Annotated in this window: 18 protein-coding genes; 8 read left to right on the top strand and 10 right to left on the bottom strand. The window is 70.8% G+C overall.

Annotated elements, in window-relative coordinates; genetic code table 11:
* Positions 1-8 precede the first annotated feature (8 nt).
* The 4 genes from ABZU43_RS22830 to ABZU43_RS22845 are packed head-to-tail and all read left to right on the top strand — an operon-like array spanning position 9 to position 4,047.
* Positions 9-713: a class I SAM-dependent methyltransferase gene (locus ABZU43_RS22830; protein ID WP_355008497.1), complete on the top strand. Its 705-nt coding sequence runs from the start codon at positions 9-11 to the stop codon at positions 711-713.
* Between the two features lie 40 nt (positions 714-753).
* Positions 754-2,079 carry a diaminopimelate decarboxylase gene (gene lysA / locus ABZU43_RS22835; RefSeq protein WP_355008498.1) on the top strand — a complete coding sequence of 442 codons (1,326 nt, stop codon included), beginning with the start codon at positions 754-756 and terminating at the stop codon, positions 2,077-2,079.
* Complete coding sequence (locus tag ABZU43_RS22840) at positions 2,073-3,197, top strand: aminotransferase class I/II-fold pyridoxal phosphate-dependent enzyme (protein ID WP_355008499.1); 1,125 nt, start codon at positions 2,073-2,075, stop codon at positions 3,195-3,197. The genes lysA and ABZU43_RS22840 overlap by 7 nt, the downstream gene beginning before the upstream one ends.
* A complete protein-coding gene (locus tag ABZU43_RS22845; RefSeq protein ID WP_355008500.1) occupies positions 3,190-4,047 on the top strand; it encodes a 2,3,4,5-tetrahydropyridine-2,6-dicarboxylate N-succinyltransferase in 858 nt (285 codons plus the stop codon). Before ABZU43_RS22840 ends, ABZU43_RS22845 begins: the two co-directional genes overlap by 8 nt.
* 9 nt (positions 4,048-4,056) lie before the next feature.
* Here the strand turns inward: ABZU43_RS22845 and ABZU43_RS22850 are convergent, their stop codons facing one another.
* Positions 4,057-4,827, bottom strand: a complete 771-nt coding sequence (locus tag ABZU43_RS22850) for an AfsR/SARP family transcriptional regulator (protein WP_355008501.1) — start codon at positions 4,825-4,827, stop codon at positions 4,057-4,059.
* A 631-nt stretch (positions 4,828-5,458) separates the two neighbouring features.
* Here ABZU43_RS22850 and ABZU43_RS22855 point away from each other — a divergent pair.
* Positions 5,459-5,998: a DinB family protein gene (locus ABZU43_RS22855; protein ID WP_355008502.1), complete on the top strand. Its 540-nt coding sequence runs from the start codon at positions 5,459-5,461 to the stop codon at positions 5,996-5,998.
* A gap of 226 nt (positions 5,999-6,224) precedes the next feature.
* A complete protein-coding gene (locus ABZU43_RS22860; RefSeq protein ID WP_355008503.1) occupies positions 6,225-6,755 on the top strand; it encodes a hypothetical protein in 531 nt (176 codons plus the stop codon).
* A gap of 120 nt (positions 6,756-6,875) precedes the next feature.
* On the opposite strand, the gene ABZU43_RS22865 is transcribed toward ABZU43_RS22860, so the two are convergent.
* From ABZU43_RS22865 to ABZU43_RS22885, 5 genes are all read right to left on the bottom strand, one after another.
* The gene (locus ABZU43_RS22865) at positions 6,876-7,529 is read right to left on the bottom strand and encodes a response regulator transcription factor (RefSeq protein WP_355008504.1); all 654 of its coding nucleotides are present in this window, start codon (positions 7,527-7,529) and stop codon (positions 6,876-6,878) included.
* Positions 7,526-8,680 carry a sensor histidine kinase gene (locus ABZU43_RS22870; protein ID WP_355008505.1) on the bottom strand — a complete coding sequence of 385 codons (1,155 nt, stop codon included), beginning with the start codon at positions 8,678-8,680 and terminating at the stop codon, positions 7,526-7,528. The genes ABZU43_RS22865 and ABZU43_RS22870 overlap by 4 nt, the downstream gene beginning before the upstream one ends.
* A gap of 14 nt (positions 8,681-8,694) precedes the next feature.
* Positions 8,695-9,444, bottom strand: a complete 750-nt coding sequence (locus ABZU43_RS22875) for an ABC transporter permease (RefSeq protein ID WP_355008506.1) — start codon at positions 9,442-9,444, stop codon at positions 8,695-8,697.
* Positions 9,441-10,337 (bottom strand): ABC transporter ATP-binding protein, encoded by an 897-nt coding sequence (locus ABZU43_RS22880; RefSeq protein ID WP_355008507.1) that lies wholly within the window; start codon positions 10,335-10,337, stop codon positions 9,441-9,443. Before ABZU43_RS22880 ends, ABZU43_RS22875 begins: the two co-directional genes overlap by 4 nt.
* Positions 10,338-10,435: 98 nt before the next feature.
* On the bottom strand, positions 10,436-11,437 hold the full coding sequence (locus ABZU43_RS22885; protein WP_355008508.1) for a DUF418 domain-containing protein: 1,002 nt from the start codon (positions 11,435-11,437) through the stop codon (positions 10,436-10,438).
* A gap of 146 nt (positions 11,438-11,583) precedes the next feature.
* On the opposite strand from ABZU43_RS22885, the gene ABZU43_RS22890 reads away from it, so the two are divergent.
* Complete coding sequence (locus ABZU43_RS22890) at positions 11,584-12,729, top strand: histidine kinase (RefSeq protein WP_355008509.1); 1,146 nt, start codon at positions 11,584-11,586, stop codon at positions 12,727-12,729.
* Positions 12,726-13,364 carry a response regulator transcription factor gene (locus ABZU43_RS22895; protein WP_355008510.1) on the top strand — a complete coding sequence of 213 codons (639 nt, stop codon included), beginning with the start codon at positions 12,726-12,728 and terminating at the stop codon, positions 13,362-13,364. Before ABZU43_RS22890 ends, ABZU43_RS22895 begins: the two co-directional genes overlap by 4 nt.
* Positions 13,365-13,448: 84 nt before the next feature.
* On the opposite strand, the gene ABZU43_RS22900 is transcribed toward ABZU43_RS22895, so the two are convergent.
* The 4 genes from ABZU43_RS22900 to ABZU43_RS22915 form a co-directional block, all read right to left on the bottom strand.
* Positions 13,449-14,156, bottom strand: a complete 708-nt coding sequence (locus tag ABZU43_RS22900) for an SDR family oxidoreductase (protein ID WP_355008511.1) — start codon at positions 14,154-14,156, stop codon at positions 13,449-13,451.
* Between the two features lie 354 nt (positions 14,157-14,510).
* Positions 14,511-15,530 carry an aldo/keto reductase gene (locus ABZU43_RS22905; RefSeq protein WP_355008512.1) on the bottom strand — a complete coding sequence of 340 codons (1,020 nt, stop codon included), beginning with the start codon at positions 15,528-15,530 and terminating at the stop codon, positions 14,511-14,513.
* A gap of 190 nt (positions 15,531-15,720) precedes the next feature.
* Positions 15,721-18,192, bottom strand: a complete 2,472-nt coding sequence (locus ABZU43_RS22910; protein WP_355008513.1) for an FtsX-like permease family protein — start codon at positions 18,190-18,192, stop codon at positions 15,721-15,723.
* Positions 18,189-18,950: an ABC transporter ATP-binding protein gene (locus ABZU43_RS22915; protein ID WP_355008514.1), complete on the bottom strand. Its 762-nt coding sequence runs from the start codon at positions 18,948-18,950 to the stop codon at positions 18,189-18,191. Before ABZU43_RS22915 ends, ABZU43_RS22910 begins: the two co-directional genes overlap by 4 nt.
* Positions 18,951-18,990 lie beyond the last annotated feature (40 nt).

The following is an 18,990-nucleotide window of genomic DNA, read 5'->3' on the forward strand; positions in this document are numbered from 1 at the left end:
TGACCGCTGTGACCATCGAGACCACCGACACCCGACCCGACCAACTCGCCGACCTCGCCGACTTCTACCGCTCGCGGTCCGGCGACGACGTCAGCCTCTTCGACATCTGGGAGACCGGGGGCGCGCGCGGCGACTCTGTCACCCCCTCCACCCACTCACCGGCCTATCGGACCTGGATGCTGGAGCTGCTCAACGGCGAGCTGACGCGGGCCGGCAGCCGCCGGCTGGTCAGCCTGGGCAGCGGCAACGCGGTGGTGGAGGGTCACCTGGCTGCCGCCGGGGTCGAGGTGCTGGCAGTGGACGCGATGGCCGAGGCCGTCACCATGTCAACGGCCAAGGGCGTCCGGTCGATCGAAGCCGACGTGACGACCTGGACGCCGACCGACCCGTGGCCGGTGGCCTATCTCGACGGGTTGCTCGGCCACCTCTACGACGCCCGTACCGCAACCTTGCCGATCATGGCGCACGTCCGGAGCTGGCTCGGCGTGGACGGCCGCGGCATCCTCGTGGCCTCCAACGACGCCACCCGCGACGGCAGCCGGGTGCAGGCGGCGCCGGGGGTGACCGGCTTCCACTGGCTCGCCGTCGACTACCTGCGGGAGCAGGCTCAGCTGGCCGGCTTCGACGACGTCAGCGTGGACAGCTACGTCTACCGACGCCCCCTCTCTGGCGACCGTGTCCGCTCGGTGATCATCGCGCGGTTCGGCTACTGACCCCGAACCACTCGCCCCTGGCAGAAAGCGAGCCCGACAGATGCCCGTGAGCCCCGCGTTCCAGGCACGTCTGGACGACGCCCTACCGCGCGCCGTCGAGCGTTTCGGCACACCGTTTCACCTCTACGACGAGCAGGGCATCGACGACACCTGCGCGGCCTTCGACCGGGCGTTCCGGTCGCTGGGCTACACCGAGTACTTCGCGGTCAAGGCGCTGCCCAATCCGGCGATCCTGCGCATCCTGGCCCGGCACGGCTTCGGCTTCGACGTCAGTTCGGGTCCCGAGCTGACACTGGCGCTGCGGGCCGGCGCGCGGGGCCGGCAGATCTGCTACAACTCGAACAACACCAGCCGGGCGGAGCTGACCGCGGCACTGCGCGCGGACGCGCTGATCACCGTCGACGACGCAACGGTCCTCGAGAAGATCGCCGAACTGGGCGCCGTGCCGGACACCCTGGCGTTCCGGGTCAACCCGGGCGACGACGCGCACCGGGGTTCCCGCCGGCACGCGGACACCTTCCTCGGCGACCCGGCCGACGCCAAGTTCGGCGTCCCCGCCGACCGGCTCACCGACGTGGTGGCGCGCGCCGTGACGCTCGGCGTTCGGACCGTCGGCCTGCACATGATGCTGGCCTCCAACTCGCTCACCGCAGCGCCGGTGCTGCTCACCCTCGAACTGCTGCTGGAGCAGGTCGTCGCCCTGCACCGCGACACGGGCGTCGCGGTGCGGACGCTGAACCTGGGCGGCGGCATCGGTATCCCTTACCGGCCGGGCGAACCGACCGCCGACATCGACGCGCTCGGCCGGGCGCTCCGCGAGCGTCTCGACCGGTGGCAGCAGGAGTACGGCCTGCCCGCGCCGCGTCTGTGTTTCGAAAGCGGCCGTTTCATCACGGGACCGCACGGGGTGCTCGCCACCCGGGTGGTGAACCGGATGTCCAAGTGGCGCGAGTACGCCGGGGTGGACGCCAGCATGACGGCGCTGATGCGTCCGGCGCTCTACCGCGACGCGTACCACCACATCACGGTGCCCTTCGCGCGGGCGGCCGGGCCCACGGAGTCGGTGGACGTGACCGGGCCGCTGTGCGAGAACAACGACCGGTTCGGCAGGGACCGCCCGTTGCCGGCGCTGCGGGAGGGTGATCTGCTGCTGATCCACGACACCGGTGCGCACGGCCATTCGATGGGCTTCACCTACAACGGTCGCCTGCGTCCGCAGGAGCTGCTTCTGCGCCGCGACGGCAGCATCGAGATGATCCGCCGGGCCGAGGGTGAACACGACCACTTCGCCACCCTCGAATTCCCACCCGCCGTGGTGCCCGCCCCCGCGCTGGTGGCCATGTCCGGCGTTGCGGTGCCGTGCTGAGCGCCCCGCCGTCGCGCGAGGAGCTGCTCGACCTGGCGCGCGGGTCGGGGTCGGCACTGCTCGACCTGTCGCTGGGGGTTCCCGCCGATCCGCCGCCGGTGACACCCGGCGAGGCGCCCGGGCAGGAACCGGCCGGCTATCCACCCAGTGCCGGGACCGAAGAGCTGCGGCTGGCGGCCGCCGGCTACCTGCGCCGCCGGTTCGGGGTCGCGCTCGCGCCGGACGCCGTCGCGGCCTGCGCCGGCGCCAAGGAGTTCATCTCCACCCTGCCGCTGTTCCTGCGCGACGCCGGACTCGTCCCGCCGGGGCGTGACACGGTGCTCGTCCCGCAGCTCTGCTACCCCGCGTACGAGAAAGGGGCGCGTCTCGCCGGCTTCGCCACCCACCGGGTACCGGCCGACGACGACCACCGCATGCGGCCCGACCTGCTGCCTGCCGCGGTACGCGACCGCGCGCTGTGCCTGTGGGTGAACAGCCCGAGCAACCCCACCGGTGCGCTCGAACCGCTGGACACCCTCATCGCCTGGGGCCGACGGTACGGCGTGCTCGTGGTCTCCGACGAGGCGTACATCGAGTCGACCTGGTCCGGGTCGCCACGGACCGCGTTGGCGCACGGCACCGCCGGGGTCCTCGCCGTGCACAGCCTGTCGAAGCGGTCGAACAGCCCGGGGCTGCGCGTCGGCTTCTACGCCGGCGATCCCGCCGTGGTCGAGCGGTTGGTGCCGTGCCGCCGAGCGGCCGGGCTGATGGCGGGCGCCGCCGCCCAGCGATCGGCCGCGTACCTGCTCGGCGACGACGAGCACGCCCGGATCCAGTACGAGCGGGGCGCCACCCGGGTGGCCGACCTGGTGCGACTGCTCACCGTCAACGGGGCGGCAGCACGGAGTCCCGACGGTGGCTTCTTCGTGTGGACCGCCGCGCCGGGTGGGGACGGCGACACCTGGGCGAGGAGCCTTGCCAGTCGCGCCGGCATCGTGGTGATGCCCGGCGGCGCATACGGACCGGCGGGTCGGGGACATGTCCGCTTCGCCGCCGTCCGCGACATCGCCGAGATCACCCCCCGGGCGGGTGCCCTGGGGCCGCTTGAATCCGACAAGAGAAGGGCGGCGCATGTCTGACGCCACCGTCGTGCCGAACGCCCCGACCGGGGCGCCCCTGCCGGCCGAGATCGACGAGCTGTGGGACCGCCGCGACACGGTGACCACCGACGATCCGACGGGCCACGCCGTCGTCACCGCGGCCGTGGACCAACTGGACAGCGGGGTGAGCCGGGTCGCCGCCGTCGATCCGGTCACCGACGAGGTGGTCGTGGACCAGCGGGCGAAACGCGCCATCCTGCTGGCGTTCCGGGTCCTCGGGCTGGAGCCGTCCGAGGCCGGGCCGTTCCGTTACCACGACCGGCTGCCACTCAAGCGCACCTTCGACGGGGTGCGGGTGGTGCCCGGCGCTATCGCCCGGTGGGGCAGCCACCATGCGCCCGGGGTGGTGCTGATGCCCTCGTACACCAACATCGGCGCCTGGGTGGGAGCCGGCACCATGGTGGACACCTGGGCCACGGTGGGCTCGTGCGCGCAGATCGGCCGCAACGTCCACCTCTCCGGTGGGGTGGGCATCGGCGGGGTGTTGGAGCCGGCCTCCGCGGTACCGGTCGTGGTGGAGGACGAGGCATTCGTCGGGTCCCGGTCGATCGTGGTGGAGGGGGGCCGGGTGCGTCGCGGCGCCAAGCTCGGTGCCGGCGTCATCCTGACGGCCAGCACCCGGGTCTTCGACGCGGAGACCGGGGTGGAACTGCCGCGCGGGCAGGCACCCGCGTGGTCGGTCTGCGTCGGCGCGACCCGGTCCAGGTCGTTTCCCGGTGGTGACTTCGGCATGCCGTGCCTGCTGGTGCTGCGCCGACTCGCCGAGGGTCAGACCTTCGACAAGGTCGCCATCGACGAGCTCTTCCGAAGCCACGGCGTGGCCACCTGACCGGCGTCCCTATCGGACGCCGGCCAGCACCCCGCCGTCGTTGGCCACCGTCCCGCCAGCGAGCACCGCGCACTGGGCTGCCTGCAGCAGGGGGCCCGGGTCGACGCCGAGTTCCTCGGTGAGGATCCGCCGCCCCGCCTGGTAGACGTCGAGCGAGTCGGCCTGGCGACCCGAGCGACACAGCGCGATCATCAGCTGGGCCCGAAGCCGCTCCCGCAGCGGATACCGGGCGACCAGGCCGGTCAGCTCGCAGACCAGCCGGCCGTGCTCCCCGAGCAGGAGGTCGGCCTCCGCGCGGCCCTCCAGGGCCTCGAGCTGCAGCTCCTCCAGTCGTGGCCGTTCGGCTGCCGCCAAGTGGGAGGTGACGTCGGTGAGGGCGTCTCCGCGCCAGAGGAGCAGGGCGCGGCGCAGTTGCGGCGCGGCCCGTTCGGGATGCCCCTGGGCCAGCGCCTGCCGGCCTGCGGTCGTGAGGCGCAGGAATTCGGCGTAGTCGACCCGCAGGTGCTCACTGATCAGCCGGTAGCCCCGCCCGACCCGCAGCAGCGGCACCTCGCGGCCCAGCTCGCGGCGCAGCCGGGAGGCGTAGGTGTGCAGTTGTCCGATGGCGGTGGTGGGCGGCCGGCTGCCCCACAGCAGCTCACTGAGCCGGTCGTCGCCAACCGCGCCGTCTCTGGCGAGCAAGAGGACGGCGAGCACAGTGCGGGGCTTGGTGCCCCCCAGGTCGCTCTCCCGCATGGTCGTGATCTGGCCGCCGGACCGGTCGTCGACGCGCGCCCGCACTGGCCCTAATATATTGATGTCCATCTGCTTTTCCCCCCGATTTCGCACCACGGACCATCACGCGTTGGCGTCCGTGACCGTTCTGCCGGCCACCGGGCGACATCGTTGTGAGCGGTGGCGTGCTCACGGTAGGTCGGCGATGGCAAGGGTTGTGGCCTCGCCCGTGAGACACACGCGTCCACTGTGGCGCGATTCGCGGTACATGTCGGGGCGGCTGGTCGGATCGGCGGGAAGGACGGTTGTGAGCAGGGGGCCGATCGGGTATGCCCCGTCGGTGGGCGACACCGTCCCTGGTCGGCGGACGGCGGGTGCCCTCTCCGGGATCCGTGTCACAGCCCCCTGGTCGGCCCGCAACGGGCTCTGCCGACGACCCGGCCGCAGGGGAGATTAGTCCGGTGCCAGGATGCGGATCCCACGCCGGGTGCGCACCCGTGGCCCGACATGCGGGAAGTGTTCGACATCTGACAGGAGTCCACCAGGCGGGCGGCGACGCTGGTTCCGCCGTCCGAGCGCGGCACGCCGGGCGGGTCGAGGGCGACGGGACGGCGACCGGATTTCCCTTGGCGGCCGTGGAATTCGGCGCACCCCAACTCGCTTGACTGGTGCGGTCCGCCCACGATTGGGTGGCGCCGTGAGTAAATTGTGGACCGCCCCTGAGGACGACCCCAGAACCTTCGGTCAGCCCGTCGGTGAAAAGGCGACCTACCGGGAGTACCTCGGCAACTACCGTCTCACGATAGAAATGAAGTGCGACGGCCTGGACGCCGAGCAGCTCGGCCGACGCTCGGTACCGCCCAGCACCCTGAGCCTGCTCGGCCTGGTCCGCCATCTGGCCCAGATGGAGCACCAATGGTTCCAGCGTGTACTCCAAGGACGGGCCGACGCGCCGTGCCTTTACCAGCACGAGGACGACCCGGATGGGGACTTCGGGGGCGCAGTCGCCGATCCGGCGGTAGTGAAGGACGCCTTCGCGACCTGGAGGGTCGAGATCGCCAAGGCCGACGAATGGCTCGATGCCCTCGATGAGGCCGACCTGGGCCGCGAGGTGCCGGTCGACGGTGGCAGCCACGCCACGCGCGACGTGCTCCTCCACGTGATCGAGGAGTATGCGCGGCACGCTGGTCACGCCGACCTCCTGCGCGAGTGCATCGACGGGCGAACCGGCGTGTGACCCACCGGGGCGATGGGTCACCACACCTGACTGACACAAAACGCGAAATGCGCTCTCCTGTGCTCACGGTGCTGTGCGTGCGTCGGACAACTCGCGCCTGGACGCATGGACCTGTCAACTGGGAAGGCCGAGACCGTGAACAGGCACTAACCCTCCTCGCTCGGCCGTAGGATTGCCGAGAGACTGCCGTCGGGACATCTTCCATGCTGAAGGGGAGGCGGTCGCGATGCGGGAAATCAATGACGACTTCTTTTTGACTATGGCAGAAGTCTCCGCCGCTCTTGTCGGCACACTTCTCGTCGGAGTCTTCTTCTACCTCGACTCCGACCTGCACAAGAACCGCCAGGGCGCAGCCGCGGCCGACCGCTACATGCGCTCGGGAGTGCGCTGGATCTTCTTGGTGTCGGCCGTGCCGCTCCTCGTGTCCCTCACACTCGCCGGCCTGGAGCCGATCTGGGGTGCCCTCACCTTCATCGCGCTCTCGGTCGTGCTGGTTGCCTTGACCGCCAACACGACCTATCGCACAATCGCTCGCGGCGCCTCGGCTATATCGACCGCGTTCGTCATCAACGAAGTCGCCACCACGGCCGCGGTCGTCGTCCTTGTCACGCTGCCCTGGGTGCTTGGTGGCTGGGTGCCACCGCCATCTGCCTTCGTACCCTCGCTTCTGTTGGCCTTGGGATCCGGCTTCTTCAGCATCGTGGCGCTCGTCATGACTCTCTTCGGGCCGGCCCGGCAGGACGACACCCCTGCATAGCACCCGCCGTGCGCCCGGGCGCTCCAGGCTCTCGGGCGCCGACCGGTTGGGTGGCGCGGCTCGGGCAGCCCATCGACCGCCCGGACGTCACTCTCCCTCGAGTCACCACCCTTGCGCCGGTCAGCGAGGGTGCACCAGGCCGTTGTCGTACGCGAAGATCACCGCCTGGATCCGGTCGCGGGCGCCGATCTTGAACAGGACCCGTCCGACGTGCTTCTTCACTGTCGACTCGGTCAGCGTGAAGCGTTCGGCGATCTCGGTGTTGGTGGCGCCTTGGCCGATCGCTTCGAGCACCTCGCGCTCCCGCTCGCTCAGCGTGCCCAGGCGGGGATCCTCGGACGTGGCCGGCGCTTGTTCCTGCAGGTAGGCGTCCATCAACTTGCGGGTCAGGCTGGGAGCGACGACCGAGTCGCCGGCAGCCACGGCGCGGATGGCCGCGATGAGCTCTTCGGGCCGGGCGTCCTTGAGCAGAAATCCGCTTGCCCCGGCCCGCAGCCCGGCATAGACGTACTCATCCAGTTCGAAGGTGGTCAGGATCAGGACGCGGGTGCGCGAGCCGGCCGCCGTTATGCGGCGGGTCGCCTCGATGCCGTCCATGCCGGGCATGCGTACGTCCATCAGCACCACGTCGGGGCGGCTCTGGTCGATCATCCGGACCGCCTCGGCGCCGCCCGAGGCCTCGCCGACCACGGTCATTCCGGGGGTTCCATCGAGCAGCATCTTGAAACCCATGCGCTGCAGCGGCTGGTCGTCGGCAATCAGCACGGTTGTCACGCGGGCTCCTTGAGGACGACGTCGACCACCCAGCCGTGCTCGGCCGGGCCGGCGGTCACCACCCCGCCGTACATGGCCCCGCGCTCACGCATGCCGAGCAGACCGTGGCTCGGGGCGGCGGGGGCGCCACGGCCGTTGTCGCGCACACGGACCCGTACCTCTCCGTCGGCGACACTGAGACTCACGTCGGCGGTCGCGCCCCGTCCGGCGTGTTTGAGGATGTTGGTGAGCGCTTCCTGGACGATGCGGTAGACCGCGAGCTGCAGCCCCTTGCTGAGGGTGTGCAGCTCACCCGAGGTGGAGTAGGTGACTGGCAGCCCGGCTGCCCGCACGCTCGGCAGCAGCCGGTCGAGGTCGTCGATGTCGGGCTGCGGCCTCAGTTGCGGGTCGGTGTCCTCCCCGCGCAGCACGCCCAGCACCCGGCGCAGCTCCGCGAGCGCCTGGCGGCCGGTCTCGCCGATCAGCCGGAGCGGTTCGGCGGTCTGCTCCCGCCGCGATCTGGCGAGGGCAGCGCTGCCGTCGGCGAGGCCGACGATCACCGACACGTGGTGGCCGACGATGTCGTGCATCTCCCGGGCCACCCGTGCCCGCTCCTCAGCGACGGCCAGGCGGGCCTGCTGATCCCGTTCGATTTCGAGGCGGGCGGCCCGGTCCTCCAGGGCGACGAGGTACGCCCGGCGGGTGCGCACCGCGACGCCGGACGCGATCGCCGCCACTGTCGCCCCGAGAGCCAGCAACGACGTGAGGGTGCGGTTCTGCGTGACCGACCCGAACAGGTAGATCTCAGCGAAAAGCTGGGCCACCGTGATCCCGGACGCCCAGGTCAGCGCACGCCAGGTACCCCGGGAGGCCACCCCGAAGAGCACCACCAGCAGGATCACCCCGGCGCCGACGCTGATGCCCAGCCCGCTGAGGAGCAGGTCGGTGGCTACGGTGGCCAGGAACGCCGGGAACGGGTACCGCCGCCGCCAGTAGAGCGGTGGCAGCAGCACCAGGGTCGCGATGGTCGCCGACAGGGGTTTCTCGATGATGTTCGGGATGCTGAAGAGCACGATCGGTACGGCTACCAGGGTGTCCGTGACCCACGGGTGGCGCCGGTCGAACGCCCGCAGCCGTGCCTGCCGGTCCACGAGCCATCCCTGCGTGCTCATCGCCCGAGTCTCCCTTACGCGTCGGTCTTCTTGAGCCGATAAGCGGCGGCAGCGAGCGTCACGACCACGTACCCGGCGAAGACCGCGAGACCGGCCCACGGACCCAGCGTGCCGTCCGTGGGAGCCAGTGCCATCACGGCGCCGCCCGCGTTGCTGGGAAGGTACGGGGTAACCGCATCGGCGATCGAGTCTGGCAGCAGCGGGGCCAGACCGGGCACGATCAGCAGCAGACCGGCAAGGATGGTGATGGCGCCGGCGCTGGAGCGGACGAGCATGCCGAGCGCGACACCGAGCACCGCGACCAGGCCGAGGTAGACGCCGGCGCCGATCAGGGCCCGCAGCACACCGTCGTCACCGAGGCCCATGGCGTCGATGTTGTCGTTGAGTACGGCCGACCCTGCCGCGAAGGCGGCGAAAGCGCCGACGGTCATCGTGACGAAGGCGGCCGAGCCAGCCACGAGGCTCTTCGACCACAGCACCGGCAACCGGCGCGGCACCGCGGCGAGGGTCGCCCGGATCATGCCGGTGGTGTATTCGCTCGCTCCCAGGAGCACGCCGAGCACACCGACGGATAGGGCGGCCAGGACGCTGCCGGACAGGACCAGGCCCACCGAGCTCATGTTGTCGCCCGAAAAGGACGCCGAGGCGATCATGCCGAAGGCGATCAGGAGGAAGACGGAGATGCCGGTCGTGATCCAGGTGGAGCGCAGAGAGGAGAACTTGGTCCATTCGGCGGCGACGACGCCACCAGGGGTGATCTTCATCGGGCGGCCTCGTATTCAACAGCGTCGCGGGTCAGGTCCATGAACGCCTCTTCCAGCGAGGCGTTCTGCGGGGTGAGCTCGAACAGCGGGATGCCGCGGGCGGCCGCGGCCAGCCCGATCACGCGGGCGGAGGCGCCGGCGACGAGTAGTTCCTCGGCACCTGTCGAGGTGACCGTGACGCCCGGGCCGGCAATCGTCGTGCGCAGCGCGTCCGGGGCGGGAGTGACGACCCGGACCCCCTCGGCGGTCACGAAGTCGGCCACGGTGGTGTCGGCCAGCAGCCTGCCCCGGCCGATGATGACCAGGTGGTCCGCGATCCGCGAGACCTCGCTCATCAGGTGCGAGGACAGCATCACGGTGCGGCCTTCAGCGGCGAGGCCGGTGAGCAGGTTGCGCACCCAGAGGACACCCTCGGGGTCGAGGCCGTTGACCGGCTCGTCGAGCATCACCACGGCCGGGTCGCCGAGCAGCGCGGCGGCGATGCCGAGCCGCTGGCCCATGCCGAGGGAGAATGCGCCGACCCGCTTGTGGGCGACGGCCGAGAGGCCGACCAGGTCGAGCACCTCATCGACGCGCGAGCGCGGAATGCCGTTCGTCCGAGCCATGGAGAGCAGGTGGCTGACCGCCGTGCGCCCCGGGTGCACGGCCTTGGCCTCGAGCAGAACGCCGATCTCGTGCAGCGGTGCCTTTGACGATGTGTAGGGCTTGCCGTTGACCAGTACGTCGCCAGAGGTCGGCGCATCGAGACCGACGATCATCCGCATGGTCGTCGACTTGCCGGCGCCGTTGGGTCCGAGGAAGCCGGTAACCTGTCCGGGCTTCGCGGTGAATGACAGCTGGTCGACGACCGTTTTCGCGCCGTACCGCTTGGTTACCTCGCGTATCTGAATCATGCTCACCACGCTAGGTCTGGGCGCAGTCCTCATCGTGGTACCGGGGTCGGCTCTTCCGACCCGCCGGTGGTACCCAGGTTCTATCGGCCGTCGCCGCGTCAGGCGCGGCGGATCGGCACCCGCTGCCACCAGGTGAGGCATCGCCAGAGCCATTCGAGCGGGCCGTACCGGAACCAGCGCAGCCACAGCACGCTGAAGATCGCCTGCACGACCCCGATCGCCAGGCCCAGTCCGACGACGGCCGAGTAGGAGGACCGGGAGCCGATGTCGAGCAGCGCGTCGCCGGCCACGATCAGGAACGACGCGGCGACGTAGTTGGTGAGCGCCACCCGGCCGAGTGGCGACAGCAGCGCGCCGAGCGGCCGTCGCAGGGCGGTTCGCATCAGCAGCAGGAACCCGACGGTGACAAGGAAGGCAAAGGCGAGGCCGGCCGGCAGGATGCGGTAGTTGGCGGTCGGGCCGACTCCAGCCCGGAACTGCAACCAGCCCATGACCGCGGCTACCGGCACCGCGACGGCGAGGGCGAGGGCGAGGGCGAGTTGCCGGCCCCGTGACGGCAGCGTGTCCGGGATGCCGTACTCCGCGATCGCCAGGCCGAGCAGGAAGAGCCCCGGGATGATGAAGAGACCGTTGAAGGTCAGCGCGGCGGCGAGGGTCAACACGATGCCCAGCCCGAGCGCCCAGCGCCGGGACAGGTACGACGCCGGCAGGAGCACGACCAGCCCGAACACGGCGTAGAACTTCAGCACCTCACCGGGCTGGATCAGGGTGTGCAGCGCGCCGAAGAGACCCAGCCAGAGCAGCCGGCGCAGCAGCACCAGCCGGGGCCGGTCGGTGCGCCGAGCCGCCGTCCGCAGGAAGAGCGAGAAGCTGATCCCGAAGAGCAGCGAGAAGATCGGGAATGGCCGCTGCACGAAGAGCAGCTCCCAGAGGTACGCGCCGACGTGCTCACCAGCCGGCCCGGAAACCCGGGTCATGTGGGTCATCTGGACGATGTTGAACATGACGATGCCGAGGAGCGCGAGCCCACGCAGCGCGTCAAGTTCGTCGATGCGGCGGGGCCCTGCCGGTTGCGCCACAGAATCGGTCGAGTGTGCCATCCGTCAATGCCACAGCAGTCGTGTCCGGTCGGGACAGCCCTGGAAGTCGCCTCCGCGACCTACCTTCGTCGCGTCCCCCGGTTCCTTCGTCGCTACTGCTGTTGCTCGCCGCGCCAATCCTGGCCGGCCCGGCTACCGTGCAACGCATGAGCGCGGTGGACCGCCGAAGGGTGCCGCCGCTCGCCGTCGACGTGCTGCTGGTCGTCGTAGCGGCGGCGGCCGGCGTGGCCCGTGAGGTCGCTTTCCCGAGCGCCGGGTCGAGGCATCTCCCGGCCCCCGTCTGGGTCTACGCGGTGGTGCAGGTCGCCGCGGCGGCCACCCTGCTGCTGCGCCGACGCCGGCCGTACCCGGTGGCCCTGGTGATCGCCGGCGTCAGCCTGCTGGTGCCGGCGTCGGCGGTCTTCCTCGTGCCGTACGCGGTGATCGTTCACGGTCGCGACCGCCGGCGGTCCTGGGCGGTGATCGCGGTGCTCGGGGTGTGCTGGCTGATCGGCGCGCGGCTCTGGACGGTCGACGACCCGTTCAGCGGGCCCGGACTGCTGGCCATCTCGGCCCTGCTCGGCCTCTACGTGAGTGCCCGCCGCCGGCTCGTCGCGGAGCTGCTCGAGCGTGCCGAACGCGCCGAGCAGGAGCGGCTGCTCCTTGCCGAGCAGGCCCGTAGCGACGAGCGGCTCCGGATCGCCGGCGAGATGCACGACGTGGTGACCCACCGGATCAACCTCATGGTGCTGCACGCCGGGGCGCTGGGCACCAGCACCACGGATCCTGCCGTTCGCAGCGCCGCCGAGGAGCTGCGGACGACGGGCTGCCAGGCGCTGGCTGAGCTGCGCGACCTGGTCGGCGTGCTGCGGCACGGCGACCCACCGACGACTTGCGTCCCAACGGAGGACCCGGCCGCGGAGGGCGACCTGAGCGATCTCGTGACCGACTCGCGCGCGGTCGGTCTGCCGGTCCGTCTCGACGAGGAGGGTGACCCGTCGGCGCTGGCACCGGCCATGCGGCGCACCCTCTTCCGGGTGGTGCAGGAATCGCTGACGAACGTGCACAAGCACGCGCCAGGCTCGCAGGTGACAGTGTCGATCCGCTACCAGCCGGATCTGGTTCGCGCGACAGTGACCAACGACCGGCCCGAGCGTGCACCCGACCCGGACGTCGCCGCCGCCGGCGGGGGCTGCGGCCTGGCCGGCCTGCGGAGTCGGGTCGACGTGCTGGGCGGCACCCTGGCCGCGGCGGCGACCCCGGAGGGCGGGTTCGTGGTGCGGGCCACCCTTCCCGGATACGTGCCGCGATGATCCGGATCCTGCTGGTCGACGACGAACGGATGGTCTGCGCCTACCTGCGGACGATTCTCGAAGCGGCCCCCGACGTCGAGGTCGTCGGCGAGGCGTACGACGGCGCGGAGGCCGTGGAGGCGGTGACCCGGTACGGGCCGGATCTGGTCCTGATGGACCTGCGGATGCCGGGCGTCGACGGGCTCACCGCCATCGAGCACCTCAACCGGTCCTCGGCGCCACCGAGGATCGTCGCGCTGACCACGTTCGACCTCGACGAGTACGTGCTGCGGGCGATGCGGGCGGGTGCCGTCGGTTTCCTGCTCAAGTCGACGGCGCCGGAGGATCTCGTCAACCTGGTACGGGTCGCCGCCGCCGGACACACGGTGCTGTCTCCGACGGCGACCCAGCGGCTGGTGTTGAGCCGGCACGGCGGAGAACGGGTCCGCGAACTGCTCGCCACGCTCACTGCCCGGGAGGTCGAGGTCCTCGGCTGTCTCGGCGCCGGCCGCTCCAACCAGCAGATCGCCCGACGACTGCGCCTCTCCGAGGCGACGGTCAAGGGATACGTGTCCCGACTGTTGGAAAAGCTCGGCTGCGACAACCGCACCCAGGCGGGCCTGCTGGCGCACCGGGCCGGCATCCCGGCGAACTGAGAGCACTTCGTCGGGCAGCATGGACCGCGTCCAGCCGATCCACCCGAGGCGACCGGGACCTGATCCGCGGTGCCCCAGGCGACGTCACCTGAAGAGGTTGCCGGTGATGTCGGCGTAGAAGAGGGCGGGGTCGCCTGAGAGGGAGGCCTTGACGTTGGCGGTGGGCTTGTCGGCGATGACTTCGATCTTGCCCGCTTCCAGCCCGTCGAGCGCCTGGCTGACCACCTCGTGGGGCGGGAGCTTGGGAATGTCGATGCCGGCCATCATGTCCGTGTCGGCGATCGCCAGCGCCAGGGCGGTGACCAGAGTCTTCTGGCCGGCCAACTCGAGTCGGATGCCGTTCGTCAGGGACCACTCCGCAGCCTTGGAGGCGGCGTAGCCGTTGCTGCTGGGGGCGAAGGTGTACCAGCTCAGCGCCGAGATGACGTTGAGAATGGCGCCACCGGCCAGCCTCGGCGCGAAGGTGCGGGTGACGTTGAGGGTGCCCCAGAAGTTGGTGTCGAAGTCCTGGCGGATGTTCTCCAGGGAGGAGCCGAGCAGCGGGGCTTCGGTGGAGGTGCCGGCGTTGTTGATGAGGATGTTGAGGTCGCCCACCTTGCCTGCCGCCGCCTCGATGGACGCTGGATCCGTGATGTCCATCTGAAGGGCGACGGCACCGGGGATGTCGATGCTTTCCACGCGACGGGCAGTCGCGTAGACGGTGGCGCCGCGGGCCAGGAGTGCCTCGGCGAAGGCCTTGCCGAGCCCGCGGTTGGCACCGGTCACGAGAGCTGTTGAGCCGTTGATCTGCATGCCACCACGCTAAAACCTCACGCTAACGTGAGAGGCAAGTACTGCGAGGTGGATCACGGCCGGCACGGGCGGTGGCTGGCCCCGGCAGCGCGATCGGGAGGCTCCCGCTGATCGGGTTGGCACTGGTCTCAGTGCGACTCCGGCAGCGGGAGCCTTGAAATCAGTCACTCCACCACCTGACCCAGGCCGCCCGGTTCGGAGATCGACCGGGACCGGCCGGTCAGGCGGTCAGGCGGTCGACGGGATGATGAGTTCGTCGGCGACCCAACGCGCGACGCCAGCCGGGTTGGGCGCCGGCAGGCGGACGCGTAGGCGTACGTCCGCCTGCCGTCTGGTCGCCGGCGTGCCGAGTGATCAGCGGCGGCGCAGCGCCGGCTCGAGCAGAGCGGGCGGGGTGTCGTTCTTCTCGTGGGCGGCGAGGTCGACGCCGGGAGCCACGATCGCGTCGATCGCGTCGAGCACGTCGGCCGGGAGCACCGTGTCCGCGGCGGCGAGCTGCGAGCTGAGGTGGTCCATCGTGCGGGGACCGATGATCGCGCTGGTGACGCCCGGGTGCGCGGTGACGAAGCCGAGCGCGAGCTGGATCATGCTGAGGCCGGCCTCGTCGGCAACCTTCGCGAGCTGCTCGACGGCGTCGAGCTTGGCGCGGTTGGCGGGGATGCTGACGTCGAAGCGATGCTGCATGAAGCCCGAGCGGTTCGTGCTGATCTCCTGGTCGGCGCGGATCGCCCCGGACAGCCAGCCCGACGCCAGCGGACTCCAGGCCAGCACGCCCATGCCGTACTCCTGGGTCGCGGGCAGCACGTGGGTCTCGATGCCACGCTGCAGGATCGAGTAGTTCGGCTGCTCGGTCACGTAACGGCTCAGACGCCCCTCGCGGGCGGCCCACTGCGCCTGCACGATGCGGTAGGCAGGGAAGGTCGAGGAGCCGAAGTAGCGGATCTTGCCCGCGCGTTGCAGGTCCGTCAGCGCCGACAGCGTCTCGTCGTCGCTGGTCGTCGGATCCCACCGGTGCATCTGGTAGAGGTCGACGTGGTCGACGCCGAGGCGGCGCAGGCTGTGTTCCAGCGCGGTGACCAACCAGCGGCGCGAGCCGCCCCGCTGGTTGCGCTCGTCGCCCATCGGCAGCGTCGCCTTGGTGGCCAGGACGACGTCGTCGCGGCGGCCGGCGATGGCCTTGCCGACCATCTCCTCGGACTGACCACCGCTGTAGGCGTCGGCGGTGTCGATGAGGTTGATCCCCGCATCGAGCGCGCCGTTGACGATGGCGGCGACGTCCTCCTGGGTGGTGTTGCCGATCTTGCCGAAGTTCATTGCGCCGAGTACGAGGGTGCTGACCTGCACACCAGTGCGACCCAAGGTGCGGTACTGCATGACTGTTACTCCTTCAGACACGTTCAACGTCCACGGTTTGGTGGCAGCCCGCCCGGTTCAGCGTGCCCGGCAACCGGAGCGGTGTTCCGGTAATCAACATACGGAACGGCGTTCCGGATGCCAAGGGGAGTGACGGAGGTAACGCGACGTAGCCGTCACACGGCGCGTCGTCACTCCCGCGTCCGGACGTCTACTCCTTCACACCGATGTTGTCGATCGGAGGGGCGCTGAGCAGCCGTCGAACCGGCCACACGGTGGTCGCCAGCGCCAGCAGCGTCGTGCCGCCGAGCACCGCCACCCAACCGAGCGGCGGAACGTACGGGATCGGGCTACCGGTCAGTCCGTTGACGATCGCGCTCAGAGTCAGCGCCGCGATCGTCGCGCCGATCAGTACCGCGGTGCCGAGCAGTCCGGCCTGTTCGGCCTGGACCATCCTCCGAATCTGATGACGGGTGACCCCGACCAGTTGGAGCAACGCCAACTCGCGGCGGCGGGCCAGTGCGGCCATCACCATCGTGGTGGCCGCGGCCAGGGCTGCGTACCCCACCATCACGCCGATCAGCAGCCGGTTCAGCCAGGCGCCGAGCGCCAGATCGGTGCTGATCAGGCGGGTACGGGTGGCGGCGTCGAGAATCTCGGTGCCCGGTTGCCCAGCCGACCATGTGGCCAACGCGGTGTCGGCGTCCGGGCCGGCGCTGACGAGGACCTCGTCGTTGGTGTCCCCGGCCGTGTGCCCGGCGACCGTCTCGGCGGCCAGCGTGACGTCGCCGAAGCCGAGGCCACGGCCGTAGATCGCGATGACGTCCAACGTGACCGGGGTCCCGTCGCCCAGCCAGAGTTCCGCCTGATCGCCGACGTCCCAGCCGGACGAGGAGGCCTGCGTCGCAGACAGGGCGACAGTGCCCTCGCGCAGGTCGGCCAGGTTGCCCTCGCGCACGGCGAGGTCCATCGTCGACGTGATGCCCGCGGGGTCGACCGACTGCGCGTTGACCGGCTCGATTCCGCCGAGCACCCGCATCACCACCTGCGTACGGTGCACACCAGTGGCCGCCTGAACCCCGGCCAACTCGCGGATCTCGCGCGCCGCGTCCGCCGGCAGCCCACCGGGTGCGACAACTACCCGCTCGGCTAGGGTTCCCGCGCTGCTCTGCGTGGTGGTCTGCCGTTCCAGGTTGGTCTGTAGGAACCAGACCGAGCCGCCGAACCCCACGGACAGCACGAGGGCGGTCAGGACGGTCGCCATGCCCTGCGCGTTGGCTCGCAGATTGGCCGCAGCCAGGTAGCCGCTGACCCTCCACACCCTCGGCAACAACGGTGTGAGCAGGCGTGCCGCGTACGCGTTGATCCTCGGTGCGAGCAGCGCCACCGCGATGACGAACAGGTACAGCATGCCGACCGCGGCGGCCAGCGCTCCGGTCGACCCGGCGGCGCCGAGCATGAACGCCCCCGAGGTGCCGGCCGCCGCCAGCGTCAGCACGCCGGCGATCAGCCGCACCCGGCCGCTACGCCGAGGCTCGACAGCGATCTCGCCGAGCGCCTCGATCGGCTTGATCGCGGTGACCCGGCGTCCGGCGACCAACGCGGCGAGCACGGCCACGAGGACCGCCGTACCGACCGCGGCCGGCACCGCGAACAGGCCGCCGGCCATCGGGAAGCTGGCCGGCACGAACCCCCGCCCGACCAGTTCGCCGTGCACCCAGCGGGCCGCCAGCAGGCCGGCCGGGCCGCCGATCGCAGAGCCGACCAGGGCGAGCAGCGCGGCTTCGGCGACCAGCATGCGGCGCACCTGGCCCGGCGTGGCCGCCACCGCGCGTAGCAACGCCAGGTCACGTCGACGGTGCCGGACGGACAGCCCGATGGTGCCGGCCACCACGAAGACGATCAGCAGGACGACGTACCCCCCGAAAGCCGATCCGGCCGTGACCAGCAACGTCTGGGCGGCCTGGTTCTCCGACTGCTCGACGTTGCCACGGTCTTTCCCGGCGTATGTCGTCGCGCCGGCCTCCGACGCGATCTCGCGTAGGGCGCCGAGGTCGGCGCCGGGCGCCATCCGCACGCCGATCGCATCCACCCGGCCTGGGTGGGCGGACAACCGGGCGGCCTGCGCGTCGGTGAAGAACACCGCCGCCGAACCGGTCTCGGCGGTTCCGCTCACCCGGTACGACCGGCTGACCCCGCCGACGACAAGGTCGATGCGGTTGCCGGGTGCCACGCCGAACCGGGTGTCGACAAGCACCTCGTCGTCGGCCCGTGGCGCGGCACCCGCGGTGACGGGACGACCGGTGAAGGCGTACGTGTCCCAGCCGTGTCCCACGGCAGCGGGTGAGCCGATGACCACCTTCTTGTCGCCGGTGACGGCCGTGACGCCCGGCACCTGGCGGACCCGGTCCACCACAGCCGCGTCCACAGTGCCGCCCTCGGGCAGCGTGACGGTGCTCGAGGTGGTGTCGCCGCCGAACTCCTTGAACGTGTGGCTGACCGTGCGGTTGGCGACGACCACGTCGGCCGCGGCCCAGAGCCGTGGCTCCGCGCGGAAACGCAACCCGGACTCGACGAGCGTGCCCATCGCCACCAGGATCAGCACGCCGGCCATCAGGGCCAGCAGGGTCGCGGCGGCGGGTCCGGCGCGGTGGCGCAGCAGGCGGGCGGCGAGACCGATCATCGCAGTACCCGCCGATCCAGCGACGCCAGATGCTCGGCGATACGGGCGGCTCCCAGCTGCGGAAGGTCGGCGACGATCGCACCGTCGGCCAACACGAGCACCCGGTCCGCGTACGACGCGGCGACCGGATCGTGGGTCACCATCACCACGGTCAGCCCGTGTTCGTCCACGACCGCGCGCAGCAGCGTCAGCACCTCCGCCGCGGTCCGCGAGTCGAGGGCGCCGGTGGGCTCGTCCGAGAAGATCACCTCGGGGCGGGTGGCCAGCGCCCGGGCGATCGCCACCCGCTGCTGCTGGCCGCCGGAGAGCGCGGCCGGCCGATGGTGCAGCCGGTCGGTGAGGCCGACCCGCTCGACCACCCGGGTCAGCCAGGCCCGGTCCGGACGGACGCCGGCCAGGCGCAGGGGCAGCACGATGTTCTCCTCGACGGTGAGCGCGCCGATCAGATTGAACGCCTGGAAGACGAACCCGATCCGGGTACGACGCAGCTCGGTCAGGCGGGTCTCGGACAGCCCGGACAGGTCGGTGCCTCCGATGACCACCCGACCGGAGGTGGGCCGGTCGAGCCCGGCCGCGGTCTGCAGCAGCGTGCTCTTGCCGGAGCCCGAGGGGCCCATCACCGCCGTGAAGGTGCCCCGTTCGAAGCTGACATCGACGCCGGCAAGCGCAGTCACCTGGTCAACGCCGGCGTCGTACACGCGGGTGAGGTGTTCGACGCGTACCGCCGGTGCGATTGTCTGTTCCGGATAATCCGGCATTCTGGTGGCCTCTCTCCGTGTCATCGGCAAGAACTGCGCG

Origin of the sequence: Micromonospora sp. NPDC005205 (assembly GCF_040608275.1) — a bacterium.
GTDB lineage: Bacteria > Actinomycetota > Actinomycetes > Mycobacteriales > Micromonosporaceae > Micromonospora.